Source organism: Streptomyces sp. NBC_00454 (assembly GCF_041434015.1).
In the GTDB taxonomy this organism is placed as follows: domain Bacteria; phylum Actinomycetota; class Actinomycetes; order Streptomycetales; family Streptomycetaceae; genus Streptomyces.
In genome coordinates this window covers 4,611,244-4,627,718 of sequence record NZ_CP107907.1, presented here as the reverse complement: position 1 = coordinate 4,627,718, position 16,475 = coordinate 4,611,244, and the positions used below count along the sequence as shown (strand labels likewise).

At 72.0% G+C, this 16,475-nt stretch carries 18 protein-coding genes and 4 tRNA genes; 7 read left to right on the top strand and 15 right to left on the bottom strand.

Annotated features, from left to right (window positions below):
* Positions 1-48 precede the first annotated feature (48 nt).
* The gene (gene secE, locus OHU74_RS21575) at positions 49-330 is read right to left on the bottom strand and encodes a preprotein translocase subunit SecE (protein WP_330298064.1); all 282 of its coding nucleotides are present in this window, start codon (positions 328-330) and stop codon (positions 49-51) included.
* A 105-nt stretch (positions 331-435) separates the two neighbouring features.
* Positions 436-508 (bottom strand) — tRNA-Trp (locus OHU74_RS21570).
* Positions 509-699: 191 nt separating this feature from the next.
* On the opposite strand from OHU74_RS21570, the gene OHU74_RS21565 reads away from it, so the two are divergent.
* Both OHU74_RS21565 and OHU74_RS21560 read left to right on the top strand, forming a co-directional pair.
* The gene (locus tag OHU74_RS21565) at positions 700-1,926 is read left to right on the top strand and encodes a pyridoxal phosphate-dependent aminotransferase (RefSeq protein ID WP_371617426.1); all 1,227 of its coding nucleotides are present in this window, start codon (positions 700-702) and stop codon (positions 1,924-1,926) included.
* Positions 1,927-2,329: 403 nt separating this feature from the next.
* The gene (locus OHU74_RS21560; protein ID WP_371617425.1) at positions 2,330-3,349 is read left to right on the top strand and encodes an adenosine deaminase; all 1,020 of its coding nucleotides are present in this window, start codon (positions 2,330-2,332) and stop codon (positions 3,347-3,349) included.
* Positions 3,350-3,365: 16 nt separating this feature from the next.
* On the opposite strand, the gene OHU74_RS21555 is transcribed toward OHU74_RS21560, so the two are convergent.
* The 9 genes from OHU74_RS21555 to OHU74_RS21515 form a co-directional block, all read right to left on the bottom strand.
* Complete coding sequence (locus OHU74_RS21555) at positions 3,366-3,782, bottom strand: hypothetical protein (protein ID WP_371617424.1); 417 nt, start codon at positions 3,780-3,782, stop codon at positions 3,366-3,368.
* Between the two features lie 16 nt (positions 3,783-3,798).
* The gene (locus tag OHU74_RS21550) at positions 3,799-4,854 is read right to left on the bottom strand and encodes a UDP-N-acetylmuramate dehydrogenase (RefSeq protein ID WP_371617423.1); all 1,056 of its coding nucleotides are present in this window, start codon (positions 4,852-4,854) and stop codon (positions 3,799-3,801) included.
* A gap of 77 nt (positions 4,855-4,931) precedes the next feature.
* Positions 4,932-6,392, bottom strand: coding sequence for a DHA2 family efflux MFS transporter permease subunit (locus OHU74_RS21545; RefSeq protein ID WP_371617422.1), 1,461 nt, complete (start codon positions 6,390-6,392; stop codon positions 4,932-4,934).
* A 106-nt stretch (positions 6,393-6,498) separates the two neighbouring features.
* Positions 6,499-7,059 carry a TetR/AcrR family transcriptional regulator gene (locus tag OHU74_RS21540; protein ID WP_371617421.1) on the bottom strand — a complete coding sequence of 187 codons (561 nt, stop codon included), beginning with the start codon at positions 7,057-7,059 and terminating at the stop codon, positions 6,499-6,501.
* A gap of 192 nt (positions 7,060-7,251) precedes the next feature.
* On the bottom strand, positions 7,252-7,680 hold the full coding sequence (locus OHU74_RS21535; RefSeq protein WP_330298057.1) for a MaoC family dehydratase: 429 nt from the start codon (positions 7,678-7,680) through the stop codon (positions 7,252-7,254).
* A 1-nt stretch (position 7,681) separates the two neighbouring features.
* A complete protein-coding gene (locus OHU74_RS21530; RefSeq protein WP_371617420.1) occupies positions 7,682-8,167 on the bottom strand; it encodes a MaoC family dehydratase N-terminal domain-containing protein in 486 nt (161 codons plus the stop codon).
* A 94-nt stretch (positions 8,168-8,261) separates the two neighbouring features.
* Entirely contained in the window at positions 8,262-8,426 is a 165-nt protein-coding gene (rpmG, locus tag OHU74_RS21525; RefSeq protein ID WP_003956487.1) for a 50S ribosomal protein L33, read from the bottom strand.
* A gap of 89 nt (positions 8,427-8,515) precedes the next feature.
* Positions 8,516-8,588 (bottom strand) — tRNA-Met (locus OHU74_RS21520).
* A gap of 48 nt (positions 8,589-8,636) precedes the next feature.
* Positions 8,637-8,709 (bottom strand) — tRNA-Thr (locus OHU74_RS21515).
* 319 nt (positions 8,710-9,028) lie between these two features.
* Between OHU74_RS21515 and OHU74_RS21510 the strand changes: the two genes are divergently transcribed.
* Both OHU74_RS21510 and OHU74_RS21505 read left to right on the top strand, forming a co-directional pair.
* Positions 9,029-10,312, top strand: coding sequence for an amidohydrolase family protein (locus OHU74_RS21510; RefSeq protein ID WP_371617419.1), 1,284 nt, complete (start codon positions 9,029-9,031; stop codon positions 10,310-10,312).
* A gap of 54 nt (positions 10,313-10,366) precedes the next feature.
* Positions 10,367-11,023, top strand: a complete 657-nt coding sequence (locus OHU74_RS21505; protein WP_371617418.1) for an SDR family oxidoreductase — start codon at positions 10,367-10,369, stop codon at positions 11,021-11,023.
* 127 nt (positions 11,024-11,150) lie between these two features.
* On the opposite strand, the gene OHU74_RS21500 is transcribed toward OHU74_RS21505, so the two are convergent.
* From OHU74_RS21500 to OHU74_RS21490, 3 genes are all read right to left on the bottom strand, one after another.
* The gene (locus tag OHU74_RS21500) at positions 11,151-11,546 is read right to left on the bottom strand and encodes a DUF3574 domain-containing protein (RefSeq protein ID WP_371617417.1); all 396 of its coding nucleotides are present in this window, start codon (positions 11,544-11,546) and stop codon (positions 11,151-11,153) included.
* Positions 11,547-11,668: 122 nt separating this feature from the next.
* Positions 11,669-12,097 (bottom strand): hypothetical protein, encoded by a 429-nt coding sequence (locus OHU74_RS21495; RefSeq protein WP_371617416.1) that lies wholly within the window; start codon positions 12,095-12,097, stop codon positions 11,669-11,671.
* A 128-nt stretch (positions 12,098-12,225) separates the two neighbouring features.
* Positions 12,226-12,307 (bottom strand) — tRNA-Tyr (locus OHU74_RS21490).
* Positions 12,308-12,507: 200 nt separating this feature from the next.
* On the opposite strand from OHU74_RS21490, the gene OHU74_RS21485 reads away from it, so the two are divergent.
* The 3 genes from OHU74_RS21485 to OHU74_RS21475 all read left to right on the top strand — a co-directional run bounded on the left by OHU74_RS21485 (position 12,508) and on the right by OHU74_RS21475 (position 15,934).
* Entirely contained in the window at positions 12,508-12,996 is a 489-nt protein-coding gene (locus OHU74_RS21485; protein ID WP_371617415.1) for a YajQ family cyclic di-GMP-binding protein, read from the top strand.
* Between the two features lie 217 nt (positions 12,997-13,213).
* Positions 13,214-14,650, top strand: coding sequence for a SulP family inorganic anion transporter (locus OHU74_RS21480; protein ID WP_371617414.1), 1,437 nt, complete (start codon positions 13,214-13,216; stop codon positions 14,648-14,650).
* 18 nt (positions 14,651-14,668) lie between these two features.
* The gene (locus tag OHU74_RS21475) at positions 14,669-15,934 is read left to right on the top strand and encodes an APC family permease (protein ID WP_371617413.1); all 1,266 of its coding nucleotides are present in this window, start codon (positions 14,669-14,671) and stop codon (positions 15,932-15,934) included.
* Here the strand turns inward: OHU74_RS21475 and OHU74_RS21470 are convergent.
* Complete coding sequence (locus OHU74_RS21470) at positions 15,918-16,451, bottom strand: SMI1/KNR4 family protein (protein ID WP_371617412.1); 534 nt, start codon at positions 16,449-16,451, stop codon at positions 15,918-15,920. The two genes, OHU74_RS21475 and OHU74_RS21470, sit on opposite strands and share 17 nt — an antisense overlap.
* Between the last annotated feature and the right edge of the window lie 24 nt (positions 16,452-16,475).

The following is a 16,475-nucleotide window of genomic DNA, read 5'->3' as shown; positions in this document are numbered from 1 at the left end:
ACATGCGAAAACGGGCGGCAGCCATCAAGGCGCCGCCCTCCGCGGGGATCAGCCGAAGACGAACTTGGTGGCTTCCTGGAACCCATAGTCAATCACGGTCACCAGACCGATCATGATGACGACGAACACGATCACCACAGTGGTGTACGTCGACAGCTGGTTACGAGTGGGCCAGACAACCTTGCGGAGTTCCGCGACGATCTGTCGGTAGAAGAGCGCGAGACGGCCGAGAGGGCCCTTCTTGCCGCGCTTGCCGCCCTTGCGGGCCTTCTTCTCGCGAGTGTCGTCCTCGGCGTCAGGCATGTCGATGGAGCCCAGGGCGTCCGTCACGTCTCTCACCTGAATCCGGGTCGTGGCCGTAGCCGCGCCCGGTTGCGCCGCACGGCACTACATCGAAATACGTACCTGCGCACACGTCCGAGAAGGAGTGTGGAGCAGGGCCGGAGGGACTTGAACCCCCAACCGCTGGTTTTGGAGACCAGTGCTCTACCAATTGAGCTACGACCCTTTGCGTCCCCCAACCTACCGCATCCAGATGAGTGCACGGAGTGCTCACGCTCTGCAGCGATCGGCGAGGGCCAACGACGGTTGAGTGTACGTGGTCCGGGCCCTGACGTCGAACAGCATCGGCGGCGGGCCCCGCGTCCGGTAACTGAAACGGCGTGCGGCGCTTCTTCGGCGTCTGGGACGATTGCCCGCATGACCTCTGAAACGCCTTCCGCCGAGCGCCGCGTATCCGCCCGTATCGGTGCCATCTCCGAGTCCGCCACCCTTGCCGTGGACGCCAAGGCCAAGGCCCTCAAGGCCGCCGGGCGCCCGGTGATCGGCTTCGGCGCGGGCGAGCCCGACTTCCCGACGCCGGACTACATCGTCGAGGCCGCGGTGGAGGCCTGCCGCAACCCGAAGTACCACCGCTACACCCCGGCCGGCGGGCTGCCCGAGCTGAAGGCCGCCATCGCCGCGAAGACGCTGCGCGACTCCGGCTACGAGGTCGACGCCTCCCAGGTGCTGGTGACCAACGGTGGCAAGCAGGCGATCTACGAGGCCTTCGCGGCCATCCTGGACCCGGGTGACGAGGTCATCGTCCCGGCTCCGTACTGGACCACGTACCCGGAGTCGATCCGTCTCGCCGGCGGTGTCCCGGTCGAGGTCGTCGCCGACGAGACCACCGGTTACCGGGTTTCCGTCGAGCAGCTCGAAGCGGCCCGCACCGAGCGCACGAAGGTCGTCCTCTTCGTCTCCCCCTCGAACCCGACCGGCGCCGTGTACTCGGAGGCCGACGCCGAGGCCATCGGCCGCTGGGCCGTGGAGCACGGCCTGTGGGTCCTGACCGACGAGATCTACGAGCACCTCGTCTACGGCGACGCGAAGTTCGTCTCGCTCCCGGCGATCGTTCCCGAGCTGGCCGACAAGTGCATCATCGTCAACGGCGTCGCCAAGACGTACGCGATGACCGGCTGGCGCGTGGGCTGGATCGTCGGCCCGAAGGACGTGGTCAAGGCCGCGACCAACCTCCAGTCGCACGCCACCTCCAACGTCTCCAACGTGGCCCAGGTCGCGGCGCTGGCCGCCGTCTCCGGCAACCTGGACGCCGTGCACGAGATGCGCACCGCCTTCGACCGCCGCCGCCAGACGATCGTGCGGATGCTCAACGAGATCGACGGCGTGTTCTGCCCGACCCCCGAAGGCGCGTTCTACGTGTACCCGGCGGTCAAGGACCTGATCGGCAAGGAGATCCGCGGCAAGCGCCCGCAGAGCTCCGCCGAGCTGGCCACCCTGATCCTGGACGAGGCCGAGGTCGCGGTCGTCCCCGGCGAGGCCTTCGGCACCCCCGGCTACCTGCGCCTCTCCTACGCCCTGGGCGACGAGGACCTGGTCGAGGGCGTCTCCCGCATCCAGAAGCTCCTGGCGGAGGCCAAGGCCTGATCCGGCCCGCAGCCAGGTCTGAGCGGCGGTTCCCCACGGGGGAGCCGCCGCTCAGGCGTTTCGGGGCCCGCCCCGCGCCGTGGATTGCCGCTGCGCGGGGCCTTGTCCCCTACCCGCCCTTCCACCGTTCCCCGGGCTCTGCCCGGACCCGGTCCTCAAACGCCGGACGGGCTGGAGACGCTGCTGCCGTCCGCCTGGCGGGGCTGGATTGCCCGCAGGGCAATTTCAGCCCCGCCAGGCAAATCCAGCCCCGCCGGCGTTTGAGGCGCGGGTCCGGGCGGCGCCCGGGAGGCCCCGCGCAGCTGGCCCCCTCGCCACCTCCGGCCCCGCTCATGCGTTCGCGCAAGCCCCCGATCGGTAAAACCCCCTCCCGCCGAGCGCAGCGGTGCGGCAGGATCAACCGATGGAGCACGTACGAGATCTCACGCTTCTCCCCAAGGCCCACCTCCACCTGCACTTCACCGGCTCGATGCGGCCGTCGACCCTGCTGGAGCTGGCCGACAAGTACGGCGTCCGGCTGCCCGACGCCCTGACCGGCGGCGAGCCGCCCAAGCTCCGCGCCACCGACGAGCGCGGCTGGTTCCGCTTCCAGCGGCTCTACGACGCCGCCCGCTCCTGCCTGCGTGAGCCCGACGACATCCGCCGCCTGGTCCGCGAGGCCGCGCAGGAGGACGTACGGGACGGCAGCGGGTGGCTGGAGATCCAGGTGGATCCCACCTCCTACGCCCCCCTCCTCGGCGGGATGATCCCGGCCGTCGAGATCATCCTCGACGCCGTCGACTCCGCCTCCCGCGAGACCGGACTGGGCATGCGGGTCGTCATCGCCGCCAACCGCATGAAGCATCCGCTCGACGCCCGGACCCTCGCCCGGCTCGCCGTCCGCTACGCCGACCGCGGCATCGTCGGCTTCGGCCTCTCCAACGACGAGCGCCGCGGCATGGCCCGCGACTTCGACCGGGCCTTCGCCATCGCCCGCGAGGGCGGCCTCCTCGCCGCCCCGCACGGGGGCGAGCTGAGCGGCCCGTCCTCCGTCCGCGACTGCCTCGACGATCTGCACGCGGCCCGTATCGGGCACGGCGTGCGGGCCGCCGAGGACCCGCGGCTCCTCCAGCGGCTCGCCGACCGGCAGATCACTTGCGAGGTCTGCCCGGCGTCCAACGTGGCCCTCGGGGTCTACGAGCGCCACGAGGACGTCCCGCTGCGCACCCTCTTCGAGGCCGGGGTCCCGTTGGCCCTGGGCGCGGACGACCCGCTGCTGTTCGGCTCCCGGCTCGCGGCCCAGTACGAGATCGCCCGCCGCCACCACGGCTTCACGGACGCGGAGCTCGCCGAGCTGGCCCGCCAGTCGGTGCGCGGTTCGGCCGCGCCCGCCGACGTACAGGAGAAGCTGCTGACCGGGATCGACCACTGGCTGGTCTCCTGAGCCCGTGGTCCCCGGCTCATTTCATGAGGCGCAGATCGCCCTCGTGGCAGTCGGCGCGGACCCGCGCGCCGTCGGGGAAGCCGATCTCCAGGTGGGTGCGGCCCTGGGCGGGCAGCGCGTATTCGGCCACCGATTCGACGGTGTCGCCCAGGTGGCGCAGGAAGGGGTGGTCGCCGAGGTCCTCGCCGACCTCGATGCGGCCCCACTCCCCCATGTCGTAGGCCTCGTGCGGGGCGGCGGATTCCACGATGAGGCAGGCGTCGGACCCGGTGGTGATCCGGGTGGACTCGCCCGCGCTGTCGAGGAGCCAGACGTCGAGGGGCGCTTCGGAGCGTTCGCCGTCGCTGATGTGCCAGGACGCGACGATTCTTCTGATCGTGCGTCCCACCAGCCGGGTGGGGTCCGTACCGGCCCCGTGCAGGGGACAGAGCATGGGCGGCCGGGACTCCTCAGATGCTGACGCCGACCGTCACCGGCTCGTTGACCAGGGTGACGCCGAAGGCCGCGTGGACGCCCGCGACGACCTCGCGGGCCAGTGCCAGGAGGTCTTCGGTGGTGGCCTCGCCGCGGTTGGTGAGGGCGAGGGTGTGCTTGGTGGAGATGCGGGCGGGGCCGTCGCCGTAGCCCTTGGTGAAGCCGGCCTTGTCGATCAGCCAGGCCGCGCTGGTCTTCGTACGGCCGTCGCCGGCCGGGTACGCGGGCGGGGTGGTGTCGGGGCCGAGCCGCTCCTGCGCGCGGGCCAGGAAGGCGGCGTACGCCTCGTCGCCGAGGATCGGGTTGTGGAAGAAGGAGCCGGCCGACCAGGTGTCGTGGTCGGCGGGGTCCAGGACCATGCCCTTGCCGGCGCGCAGCCGCAGGACTGTCTCGCGGGCCTGGGCCGCGGGCACCCGGTCGCCGGCCTCCACGCCGAGGGCGCGGGCGGTCTCCGGGTACTTGACCGGCGCGGACAGCCCGCCCGCGTCCTCCAGGGCGAAGCGCACGCGCAGGACGACGTACCGGTCCGGCTGGTGCTTGAAGAGGCTGTCGCGGTACGAGAACGCGCACTCGGCGGCCGACAGGGTGACCGTATCGCCGCTCGTGCGGTCGTAGGCGACGACCTCGGTGATCGTGTCGCAGACCTCCTGGCCGTACGCCCCGACGTTCTGGATCGGGGTGGCGCCGGCCGAGCCGGGGATCCCGGCGAGGCATTCGACGCCCGCCAGCCCCGCTGCCACGGTCCGGGCGACGGCCTCGCTCCAGTTCTCGCCGGCGGCCAGCTCCAGGCGGGTGCCGTCGAGGACGAACCCGGTGGTCGCGATGCGCAGGGCGGTGCCGTCGAAGCCGCGGTCGCCGATGACCAGGTTGCTGCCGCCGCCGATGATCAGGAGCGGGGTGCCGCTCTCGTCGGCGGCGCGCACGGTGGCGACGACCTCGGCGTCGGTGGTCGCGGTGACCAGCCGGGCGGCGGGGCCGCCGAGGCGGAAGGTGGTCAGCGGGGCGAGGGGGGCATCGTGGAGTTCCTGCACGTGGACAAGAGTACGGTCCGCGTCCCCCCAACCGGGCGGGGCCACGGACCGCGAGCGCGCCACGGGCGCCGGACCCGTCAGACGGCCGCCTTCTGGAGGGCGGGAGCGTCGGCCCCGGCGGTCGCCCGGCCCGCCGTCGCGCGGGCCTTCTCCTTGTCCCGGCCGGGGAGCAGCAGCGCCAGGGCGGCGGCCACGGCGACGACCGCGGCGCCGATCCACAGGGCGGGGACGGTCCCGTCGGTGAAGGACTGGCCTGTCTCGTAGCCGCCCCGGGCGGAGAAGACGGAGGCCAGGACGGCGACGCCGAGGGCTCCGCCGACCTCGCGCAGTGCGCTGTTGGCTCCGGCGGCCTTGCCCTGGTCGGCGGGGGCGACGGTGGACATGAGGGCGTTGGAGGCGGGGGCGAAGTAGAGGCCCATGCCGATGCCGCTGATGATCAGGGCCGGCAGCTGGGCGGCGTAGGAGACGTCGGTGCTCAGGATCACGGCGAACCAGCCGAGGCCGATCGCCTGGAGGGCCAGCCCGGCGGCGACGACGGGGCGGCTGCCGATCCGGTCGGAGAGGATCCCGGAGATCGGCGCGACGATCATGGGCATGCCGGTCCAGGGGAGCATGCGCAGCCCGGCTTCGGTGGGCGAGTAGCCGACGACTCCCTGGAGGAACTGGCTGAGCAGGAAGATCGAGCCGAACATTCCGACGAACATCAGCAGGCTGGCCATGTTGATGCCGAAGAAGCCCCGGTCGCGGAAGAGCCGCATGGGCAGCACGGGGTTGGCGGCGGCGAACCCGTAGCGGATGAACGCGCCCACCAGGACCACGCCGAGGATCAGCGCGGCGAGGACGGGGCGGCTGGTCCAGCCGTGCGCGTTGGCGTTGACCAGTCCGTAGACGATGCCGAAGAGCCCACCGCTGATGAGGAGCGTGCCGGGGACGTCGAGCTTCGCCTTCGGGGCGGTGGACTCGGCGAGCCGCAGCCGGGCGAGCGGGATCAGGGCGAGCCCGATCGGGACGTTCAGCCAAAAGATCCACTGCCAGGAGATGTGCTCGGTGAGACTGCCGCCGATGAGGGGTCCGCTGGCGACGGCCAGGCCGCTGAGGGCTCCGTAGATCCCGAGGGCCATGCCGCGGCGGGCTGCGGGCACGGCGACGGTGAGCAGGGTGAGCGAGAGCGGCATCATGACCGCCGCGCCCACTCCCTGGACCGCGCGTGCGGCGATGAGCTCGTCGATGCCGGGCGAGAGCGCTGCCGCGGCGGAGGCGCCGGTGAAGACGACCATGCCGGCGATGAAGAGCCTGCGCCGTCCGAACCGGTCACCGAGGGCCGCCCCGAACATGAGGAGGACGGCGAAGGTGAGCGTGTACGCGTTCACCGTCCACTCCAGGTCCTCCAGCTTCCCGCCGAGATCGGCGCGGATGACGGGGAGCGCGGTGGTGACGACGAGGTTGTCGAGCGCGGCCATGAAGCCGGCGGCTCCGGTGATGACGAGGGCCCATATCGCGGGCCCTCTCAGCTTGGTGTCGGTGTCGGTGTCGGGCATGACTCCCCCAAAACTAGTTATTACTCACTAACTTCACAGGCCAGCACTTGACCAAGCCCTACGGGGACCCGGTCGGGCCCACTCGGACCCACTCAGGACTCAGGGCCTACTCGGGCCGGACGCCGGGATAGCAGCCGTCCCACACCCGGTGGCCGGGCGGGAACCCCATGGCCACCTGGACGCTGATCAGCATCCCGAAGGCCAGGAAGGTGGTGGTCTCCTTCGAGTCCGCTCCGAGCGGCACGTGCAGGGTGTCCCACAGCTCCATCCAGGCGGCGCGCACCATCTCCCCGAAGGCCGGCTCCCCGGCGGCTTCGGCGGCGGAGACGGTCACGTACGTCTGGAGCTGCATCTGCAGCTTCTCCGGATGCTCGGCGATCAGCCGCATGTACGCGGCCCCGATCGCCTCGACCATCCCCTCGCCGCCGCCCTCGTGGGCCTTGGCGGCCTCCTCGATGACGTGCCGGATGTCCTCCATGCAGCGGGTGGCGGCGGCGAGGAAGATCGCCTGCTTGTTGGGGAAGAGCCGGAACAGGTAGGGCTGCGAGACCCCGACCCGCTTGGCGATCGCCTCGGTGGAGGTCCCGTAGTAGCCGCCCCGGGCGAATTCGCTCATCGCCGCCCGGATGACGCTCTCGCGCCGCTCTTCCGCACTCATCCTTGCCATGGTTCGAAGTTAGTGGCCAATCACTAACTTGGCAACCCAGGGGGGTGGGAGGGAAACGACGGGGCGGGGAGACAGCGAGAGGGAGGGGTGGGCAGACAGCGAGGCGGGCAGACGCAATCGCCTGCCCGCCTCGCCGCCCGCAGACCCGCAGACCCGCAGACCCGCAGACCCGTAGACCGACGGGCCCAGCCGCTACGCCAGCGCGACCACCGCGCGGGACATCCCCAGGACCTTCTGGCCGGCGCTCATCGCCGTCAGGTCGACCCGGACCCGGTTGTCGTCGAGCTTCGCCGCGACCTTGGCCGTGACCTCGATCAGCGCGCCCTGGCCGTCGTTCGGGACGACGACCGGCTTCGTGAACCGCACCCCGTACTCCACGACCGCGCCCGGGTCGCCCACCCAGTCGGTGACCACGCGGATCGCCTCGGCCATGGTGAACATGCCGTGCGCGATCACGTCCGGCAGTCCGACCTCGGTGGCGAACTTCTCGTTCCAGTGGATCGGGTTGAAGTCACCCGACGCACCCGCGTACTGGACCAGCGTGGCCCGCGTCACGGGGAAGGAGGCCGCCGGCAGCTCGGTGCCGACCTCGACCTCGTCGTACTGGATCTGCGCAGCCATCTCAGGCCTCCTCGGTGGCGGCGGTGGCGGGATCGGCCTCGGGCTCCGGGGCGCGGGAGACGAGCTTGGTCCAGGCCGTCACCACGTGCTCGCCGTTCTCGTCGTGGACCTCGCCGCGGATGTCGATGATGTCGTTGCCCGCGAGCACCTTCACCGACTCGATGGTCGAGGTCACCGTCAGCCGGTCACCGGCCCGCACGGGCCGCGCGTACGCGAAGTTCTGGTCGCGGTGCACGACGCGGCTGTAGTCCAGCCCCAACTGCGGGTCCTCGACGACCTGGCTCGCCGCCGCGAAAGTGATGGCGAACACAAAGGTCGGCGGGGCGATCACGTCCAGGTGACCGAAGGCCTTGGCGGCATCGGGGTCGGTGTAGACGGGATTGGTGTCACCCACCGCCACCGCGAATTCGCGGATCTTCTCCCGGCCGACCTCGTACGGATCGGTGGGCGGGTAGCTCCGCCCCACGAAGGACTGGTCGAGCGCCATGACCCACTACCTCCTAGTGAAACGACACGAGGCCGCCCCCCAAATGAAGGGGACGACCTCGTGACGGTGCCTGTTAAACGAGACTTCGCTGGGGTCAGCGGGTCTCGCGGTGCGCGGTGTGCGAGTTGCAACGCGGGCAGTGCTTCTTCATCTCAAGACGGTCCGGGTTGTTACGCCGGTTCTTCTTGGTGATGTAGTTCCGCTCCTTGCACTCCACGCAGGCCAGCGTGATCTTCGGGCGGACGTCGGTGGCAGCCACGTGAGTGCTCCTTGACGGACATTAGGGACGGATGAACGCATAAAAGAGTAGCCGATCGGGAGACCGACCCCGCAATCGGCTACTGTGTGTAGCGGCGACCGGACTTGAACCGGTGACACAGCGATTATGAGCCGCTTGCTCTACCGACTGAGCTACGCCGCTTTGATGAGATCCGCTCCCCACCCGAGGGTGGGGAACCTCTCTCACCAGAGCCCCAATGCGGAATCGAACCGCAGACCTTCTCCTTACCATGGAGACGCTCTACCGACTGAGCTATTGGGGCGAGCGAGGAAGACATTACACGGTGGTCCGCCGATCGCCCAAATCCTTTGCGGGGCCTGGCCTCGGAGCACTCCCGCCGAGTTTCTTGATCGGCCCGAAACGCCTTCCCGGGACCCCCGGAGACGCTTTTCGCCCCGAAAAGTGTCCGGGGTCACATCGCTGTCGCATCACGGACTCATCACGGGCACACCGGTACGACTATTGCCCTCTTCCGCGAAGCGGGCACCCCCGCCCCCTAGGCTCTGAGCACGCTGCGTGATCTTGGGCCGCGAGGCTGCGGCCACGGGCCCAGGAACCGCCCGAGCCACCGCAGGAGCGCGATGTCCGACAGCCAGCCGCAGCAGCAGCCGTCCCACTCCTCGCGGGGCGGTCCGACCGGCGACGGGAGCCCCGCGGGGGCGGCCGAGTCCACCACCCTCCTCCTCACCGGAGCCCGCCTCACCGACGGCCGCACCGTCGACGTCCGCCTCGGCGGCAGCCGGATCCAGGCCGTGGGCACCGTCGGCAGCCTGCCCGCCTCCGCGGGCTCCCGCGTCGACCTCGGCGGCTACCTCCTGCTCCCCGCCCCCGCCGAGCCCCACGCCCACGGGGACACCGCCCTGACCGCCGACAGCGAAGGGCCCGTCTCCTACGCCCCCGACGAGGTCCAGCGCCGCGCCACCGAGGCCGCGCTCCTCCAGCTCGGCCACGGAGCCACGGCCGTACGGTCCCACGTGCGCATCGGCGACGTGCACGGGATCGGCCCCATGGAAGCCGTGCTCCAGGCCCGGCGCTCCCTGCGCGGGCTCACCGACCTCACCACCGTCGCCGTGCCCCGGCTGCTGACCGGGGTGGCCGGGGCCGACGGACTCGCCATGCTGCGGGACGCCGTGAAGATGGGCGCCTCCGTCATCGGCGGCTGCCCCGACCTCGACCCCGACCCGACGGGCTTCCTCGAAGCCGTACTGGAGCTGGCGGCCGAGCACGGCTGCCCCGTGGACCTGCACACCGACGGGGACGACCCCGCCCGCCTGGCCCGGCTCGCGGCGATGGCCGGCGGGCTGCGGCCCGGCGTCTCCATCGGCCCCTGCGGCGGCCTGTCCCGGCTCCCGCTGGACGTGGCGCACCGGGCCGCCGACCAGCTGGCCGCGGCCGGAGTGCGCGTCACCTGCCTGCCGCAGGGCGATTGCGCGGCCCTGGAACGCCGCGGCCTGCGCACCGCCCCCGTCAGGCTGCTGCGCAGCGCCGGGGTCCGCGTCGCGGCCGGCAGCGGCGCGCTGCGGGACACCGGCAACCCGGTCGGCCGCGGGGACCCGCTCGAAGCCGCGTACCTCCTGGCCTCCCAGGGCGGGCTGCGCGCCTCCGAGGCCTACCACTCGGTCAGCGCGGCCGCCCGCGAGGCGATGGGGCTGCCGGAGGTGCGGGTGGAGGCCGGTTTCCCCGCCGAGCTGCTCGCGGTGCGCGGGGACCGGATCGCGAGCGTGCTCTCGTTGGCGTACAGCCGGATCGTGATCCACCGCGGCCGGGTGGTAGCCCGGACGAGTGCCGTACGGGAGTACTGCGACTCCGCCGTCGCGGTGGCCCTGGACCTGCCCCGGCAGGGCCGTATGGAGCCCGGTCCCTGAGCGTTCACCGCATGTTCCCGGGCGCCCCGGCCCGGCTCGTCGTACGGTCGGGACATGCGCATCGTCATCGCGGGTGGACACGGTCAGATCGCGCTGCGGCTGGAGCGCCTGCTCGCCGCGCGCGGGTACGAGGTCGCGGGCATCATCCGCGACCCGGCACAGGGCGACGACCTCAGGGAGGCGGGCGCCGAACCGGTGCTGTGCGACCTGGAATCGGCGTCGGTCGAACACGTGGCGGGCATCCTGCAGGGTGCGGACGCCGCGGTGTTCGCGGCCGGCGCGGGTCCCGGCAGCGGAGCCGGACGCAAGGACACGGTGGACCGGGGCGCGGCTGTGCTGTTCGCGGACGCGGCCGAACGGGCCCGGGTACGCCGCTTCCTGATGGTCTCTTCGATGGGCGCGGACCCGCACCGCGGGGGCGACGAGGTCTTCGACGCCTACCTCCGCGCCAAGGGCGAGGCCGACGAACACCTCCGCACCCGTCTGGGCCTGGAGTGGACGGTCCTGCGCCCCGGGGCGCTGATCGACGACGCGGGTACGGGACTGGTCCGCCTGGAGGCCGGGACGGGGCGCGGGCCGATCCCGCGCGACGACGTGGCGGCGGTGCTGGCGGAACTGATCGAGACGCCCGCGACCGCGGGCCTCACCCTGGAACTGATCTCCGGCTCGACCCCGGTCGCGGTGGCGGTCAAGGACGTCGCGGGCAACTGACCGGCCCGGGGACCCGGCCGGGCCGGACCGCCTCAGCCGGGACCCGGCCAGCCGGAACCCGGCCGGTCGGGCCCCAGCCTGTCGGAACCCGGCCTGTCGGAACCCGGCCGCGTCAGAAACCGTCGCGTCAGAAGTCGGCGGTCAGCTGGTCGTCGGAGCGCCCGACCGAATCCTGCTGGAACCGCTTCTCGTACGCCTTGCGGATCCGCTCGATGCGCTCGCCGCGCTCGTCGGCCTCCTTCTCCGGATACAGCAGCACCACCTCGTACGAGGTCTCGCGGATGACCTTCCCGTCCCGCTGCCACTGGCCGCGCCCGTCCTGGAGGGTGAGCCCCTCGGGGAAGGCGGGGGTGATCTCCCGGTCGAGGAAGCCCATGAACTCCCGCTCCCCGACTGGCGGCCGTCCGTCCGGCCGCTCGGTGCCGAAGTAGAGCCGGGTCTCCTGGTAGGGGTTCCCCACATGGCTGTGCAGCGCCGCCCCGACCAGGGCCGGGATCCCGGCCCCGAGCAGGGCGAGAAGCACCCCGCCGCCGACCTTTCCGCGCGTGTCAGAAGTAAATTTCACCCCCGGTGAACGACGCGATCCGGCATCGGTGCGCCTGATCCCCCCGATCGGGTCACGCCGCGGCCGCACGGCCCGGCCCTTCACGCCGTCTCCACCCTGCGGCGCCACCACGGGTCCCCCGGCGGGGCGTACGGATCGTGGAGCGTGCGGGCGAGGAACCGCGCGTCGAGCGGCGCGAGCACGGCCCGCAGCTCCCGCGCGGCCCGGCGGGTCAGTACGTGGCAGAAGGCGTCCAGGGTCTCCCGCGGATCGCCGCTCCAGGCGGGTTCGCAGCAGGGGCAGTCGCCGTACCAGTCCGGGTAGATCACCCACGGTCCGCGCTGGTAGACCATGGCCCGCCAGGCGGACAGCGCGCGATGGGCCCTGCCCGGCTCGTAGCGATGACGTTCGACGCGGGCGATCTCGGCGAGGGTGCGCGAGGAGACCCCCGGAACGACGGCTCGGCCGTCCGCTCGGGACGACCGGCGTGGCAGGTCCGACCGGACCTGCGAAGGCGCCTTACGCGCCATGGCCCTTTCGGCCGCTGATCCTGATCATGCCTACATCATGCACTGCACCGGCGCCGGTGGACACGGGCTTTCCGGGGAACGATAAAGCCCCCGTATCGCGTTTCCGCAATACGGGGGCTCCACTCGCGTGGCGGCGCCAGGGTTCGAACCTGGGTAGGCTGAGCCGGCAGATTTACAGTCTGCTCCCTTTGGCCACTCGGGCACACCGCCAAGAGACGTTGCCATTATTTCCGCCTTTCGGCGGCGCTCCCTGGCAACGACGTAAACGATACCTGATGACCGGGGGTGCTTCGCCACCGGATTGATCAGCACCTCACCTGGGTGCGGTGGCTAGGCTTTGCCGAGCGGGCCGGGGATGTCCGGCCGCGCCCTTCGGGGCAGTCACAGCCGACTTCAAGGAGCCACAGCACATGGCCGACTCCAGTTTCGACATCGTCTCGAAGGTCGAGCGGCAGGAGGTCGACAACGCCCTCAACCAGGCCGCCAAGGAACTCTCGCAGCGCTACGACTTCAAGGGCACCGGCGCCACCATCGCCTGGTCCGGCGAGAAGATCCTGATGGAGGCCAACTCCGAGGAGCGCGTCAAGGCCGTCCTGGACGTCTTCGAGACCAAGCTGGTCAAGCGCGGGATCTCCCTCAAGGCGCTCGACGCCGGTGAGCCGCAGCTGTCCGGCAAGGAGTACAAGATCTTCGCGACGATCGAGGAGGGCATCTCCCAGGAGAACGCCAAGAAGGTCGCGAAGATCATCCGTGACGAGGGCCCCAAGGCCGTCAAGGCCCAGGTCCAGGGCGAGGAGCTGCGCGTCAGCTCCAAGAGCCGCGATGACCTCCAGGAGGTCCAGGCCCTGCTCAAGGGCAAGGACTTCGACTTCGCGATCCAGTTCGTCAACTACCGCTGACCACCGACTCAGGTCTGCGATCAGCCCGTACGCCGGCCCGGCGGTCCTTCGAGGACCGCCGGGCCGCGGCGTTCGCGGGGTGAGGGCGCCCGGTGGGTGTGTGCCGGGCGTGAGCGGCGTACGCGCCTGCGCGGCCCCCCGTGGGCACTTGGGCAACATCGGGTGCGCCCGTCACGCTGAGGTGAATCCAGCACCGCCGTGACAGGGGGGTTTCCGCATGCCTGGGACCGGCACGTTGCGCGAGGACTTCGGCGCGTCCGTCGTCGTCGCGCTGGTCGCGCTACCGCTCTGCGTCGGGGTGGCCGTCGCATCGGGGGTACCGGCCGAGCTGGGCATCGTCACCGGCGTGGTGGGCGGGCTCGTCACCGGCTGGTTCCGCGGGAGTTCGCTCCAGGTGAGCGGACCGGCCGCGGGGCTCACCGTGCTCGTCTACGAGGCCGTGCGGACCTACGGGATGCCCGCGCTCGGGGTACTGGTCCTGGCCGCCGGCCTGGTGCAGCTGTGCATGGGAGTGCTGCGGCTCGGACGGTGGTTCCGGGCGATCTCCGTGGCCGTCGTGCACGGGATGCTCGCAGGCATCGGACTCGTCCTGATCGCCGGTCAGCTGTACGCCATGGCCGACGTGCAGGCCCCTGCGCGGACCCTGGAGAAACTGGCGGCCGCGGCATCGATGGCCGCGCGGGCCGACTGGACCGCCGTGGCCCTCGGGGCCGGGACCATCGCCGTCCTGGTGGCCTGGCGCCGGATGCCGGACCGGCTGCGGCTGGTGCCGGGGGCGCTCGTCGGTGTGGCGGCCGCGACCGGCGCGGCCGTGGTGCTGCGGCTGCCCGTGGAACGGGTCCGGGTGACGGGGGTCCTCCAGGCCGTCTCGCCGCCCGCCTGGGGGGACTTCGGGGTGCTGGCCTCCGCCGGGGCCGCGGGCACCGTGATCGCCCTCGCGCTGATCGCCTCCGCAGAGACGCTCTTCAGCGCGGCCGCCGTGGACCGCATGCACGACGGGGCCCGGACCGACTACGACCGCGAACTGGTCGCCCAGGGCGTCGGGAACACCCTCTGCGGGATGCTCGGAGCGCTGCCGATGACCGCCGTCATCGTGCGCAGCGCCGCCAACGTGGAGGCCGGCGCCCGCACTCGGGCCTCCCGGGTGCTGCACGGCGGCTGGCTCCTGCTGTTCGCCGTGGCGGTGCCCGGACTGCTGGAGTCCGTCCCGATCGCCGCGCTGGCCGGGGTGCTGCTGCACGCCGGCTGGAAGCTGCTGCCGGCCCGCCAGGTGGCCGCCCTGTGGCGGACGCACCGGGGCGAGGCGGTCGTCCTGGTGGCGACGGCCTCGGCGGTCGTGGCCACGAACCTCTTCGAGGGGGTCCTCGCCGGGCTGGGGCTCGCCATCGCCAAGGCGGCCTGGGAGACCTCCCACGTGCACCTCGAGAAGGTCTGGGAGGGCGAGGAGCTGTGTGTGCGGATCCTGGGCAACGCCAGCTTCCTGCGGCTGCCCAAGCTCCTCGACGAACTGGACGCGCTGGACGAACTGCCGCCCGGCTCCACCGTACGCCTGGACCTGAGCGGGCTGCGCCACCTCGACCATGCCTGCCTGACCGCGCTCGACGGCTGGGAACGGGCCCGCACGCCGCTCCCCGGCCGGGAAGGCGTCATCTAGCCCGGCTACCCTCCGCCCGTGAGCACCGAACTGAAACGCACCCTGGGAGTCTTCGACGCGGTCGTCGTCGGGCTCGGCGCGATGATCGGGGCCGGCATCTTCGCCGCGCTGGCCCCGGCGGCGCGCGCGGCCGGCGGAGCACTCCTGGCGGCGCTCGCGCTGGCGGCCCTGGTGGCCTACTGCAACGCGCGCTCCTCGGCGCGGCTGGCCGCCCGCTACCCCTCCTCGGGCGGCACCTACGTGTACGGGCGCGAGCGGCTCGGGCCCTTCTGGGGATATCTGGCGGGCTGGGGCTTCGTCGTCGGCAAGACCGCCTCCTGTGCGGCGATGGCCCTGACCGTCGGGGCCTACGCGTGGCCCGGCCGGGAGCGGGCGGTGGCCGTGGCGGCGGTGGTGGCACTGACCGCCGCGGGCTACGGCGGGGTGCAGAAGTCGGCCCGGATCGCCCGGGTGATCGTGGCGGCGGTACTGGCCGTGCTGGCCGGGGTCGTGGTGGTCTGCCTGACCTCGGGCGCGGCCGACGCGGCCCGGCTCGGCGGCGGGGACTGGAGCGGCGGTGGCCGCAGCGGCGGGGGCTCCGTCGTCCCGGGCCTGCTCCAGGGCGCCGGACTGCTGTTCTTCGCCTTCGCGGGCTACGCCCGGATCACCACCCTGGGCGAGGAGGTGCGCGATCCCGAACGCACGATCCCGCGGGCGGTGCCCCTCGCGCTGGGGATCGCCCTGCTCGTGTACGCCGCGGTCACGGTGGCGGCGCTGTCGGTGCTCGGCGCCGACGGCCTGGCGGGCTCGGCGGCTCCGCTGGCCGATGCCGTGCGGGCGGCCGGGTGGCCCGGACTGACTCCCGTCGTCCGGGCGGGTGCGGCCCTGGCGGCGCTGGGCTCGCTGCTGGCCCTCGTGCTCGGGGTGTCGCGGACGGGCCTGGCGATGGCCCGGGACGGCCATCTCCCGCGCGTGCTGGCCGCCGTGCATCCCCGGCATCAGGTCCCGCACCACGCCGAGCTGGCAGTGGGCGCGGTGGTGGCGGTGCTCGCGGCCACCACCGATCTGCGGGGCGCGATCGGCTTCTCCTCCTTCGGCGTGCTGGCCTACTACGCGATCGCGAACGCTTCTGCCTGGACTCTCGATTCAGGTGTCAAGGACCGGGCCGTGGCAGCGGCGGGGCTGTCCGGCTGTGTGGTGCTGGCCTGCGCGCTGCCCGCCGCGTCGGCGGTGACGGGGGCCGCGGTGCTGGCGCTGGGCGCGGTGGCCTACGGCGTGCGCAAGCAGCTCAGACCCGGGATCTGAACTCGGCCCACGGGGTCAGCTCCAGGTCCCACTCCTCCCCCGCGCCCGAGTCGTCGCTGAACCAGGCGGTGCCGTCGAGCCAGCCCCGCAGCCAGTCGGCGAGGCTGGCCGCATCGACGAACCAGGCCAGATCGGGCTCGCCCGCGCTCGGTTCGAACAGCAGGACCTGGGCGGATTCGGACCGGCAGTCCACGCAGGCCTGCATGTGGCAGCCGAAGTCGGCTATCGGCAGCACGCCCTCCGGCCAGCGCCAGGCGGAGGTGCGCATGGAGCTGTACGCGGCGACGCTCTGCTCCAGCGGCATCAGACCGAACTCGGGGCCGAAGCCGCCGTTCGCGACGCGGGTGTAGAGCCCTGCGAGCAGCGGCGGCAGGGCGAAGCCGAGTATGCCCTCGGCCCGGCTCAGCGCCCCGGCGTCCAGGGGCTCCGGGAGCGGTCCCTCGGGCCCCACGTACCCCTGCCGCGAGCCGTGCGCACGTCCGGCGACTTGCTTCAGCAACTGCTCGGTCTCATCCATGCACTCATAGTGACCGACCCCACT

Coding starts and splice junctions, on each gene's coding strand:
- OHU74_RS21565 (WP_371617426.1), top strand. CDS start 700: ATGACCTCTGAAACGCCTTCCGCCGAGCGCCGCGTATCCGCCCGTATC.
- OHU74_RS21480 (WP_371617414.1), top strand. CDS start 13,214: ATGCCTGGGACCGGCACGTTGCGCGAGGACTTCGGCGCGTCCGTCGTC.
- OHU74_RS21555 (WP_371617424.1), bottom strand. CDS start 3,782: ATGCTCTGTCCCCTGCACGGGGCCGGTACGGACCCCACCCGGCTGGTG.
- OHU74_RS21470 (WP_371617412.1), bottom strand. CDS start 16,451: ATGGATGAGACCGAGCAGTTGCTGAAGCAAGTCGCCGGACGTGCGCAC.
- OHU74_RS21540 (WP_371617421.1), bottom strand. CDS start 7,059: ATGGCAAGGATGAGTGCGGAAGAGCGGCGCGAGAGCGTCATCCGGGCG.
- OHU74_RS21560 (WP_371617425.1), top strand. CDS start 2,330: ATGGAGCACGTACGAGATCTCACGCTTCTCCCCAAGGCCCACCTCCAC.
- OHU74_RS21530 (WP_371617420.1), bottom strand. CDS start 8,167: ATGGCGCTCGACCAGTCCTTCGTGGGGCGGAGCTACCCGCCCACCGAT.
- OHU74_RS21510 (WP_371617419.1), top strand. CDS start 9,029: ATGTCCGACAGCCAGCCGCAGCAGCAGCCGTCCCACTCCTCGCGGGGC.
- OHU74_RS21485 (WP_371617415.1), top strand. CDS start 12,508: ATGGCCGACTCCAGTTTCGACATCGTCTCGAAGGTCGAGCGGCAGGAG.
- OHU74_RS21495 (WP_371617416.1), bottom strand. CDS start 12,097: ATGGCGCGTAAGGCGCCTTCGCAGGTCCGGTCGGACCTGCCACGCCGG.
- OHU74_RS21535 (WP_330298057.1), bottom strand. CDS start 7,680: ATGGCTGCGCAGATCCAGTACGACGAGGTCGAGGTCGGCACCGAGCTG.
- OHU74_RS21505 (WP_371617418.1), top strand. CDS start 10,367: ATGCGCATCGTCATCGCGGGTGGACACGGTCAGATCGCGCTGCGGCTG.
- OHU74_RS21545 (WP_371617422.1), bottom strand. CDS start 6,392: ATGCCCGACACCGACACCGACACCAAGCTGAGAGGGCCCGCGATATGG.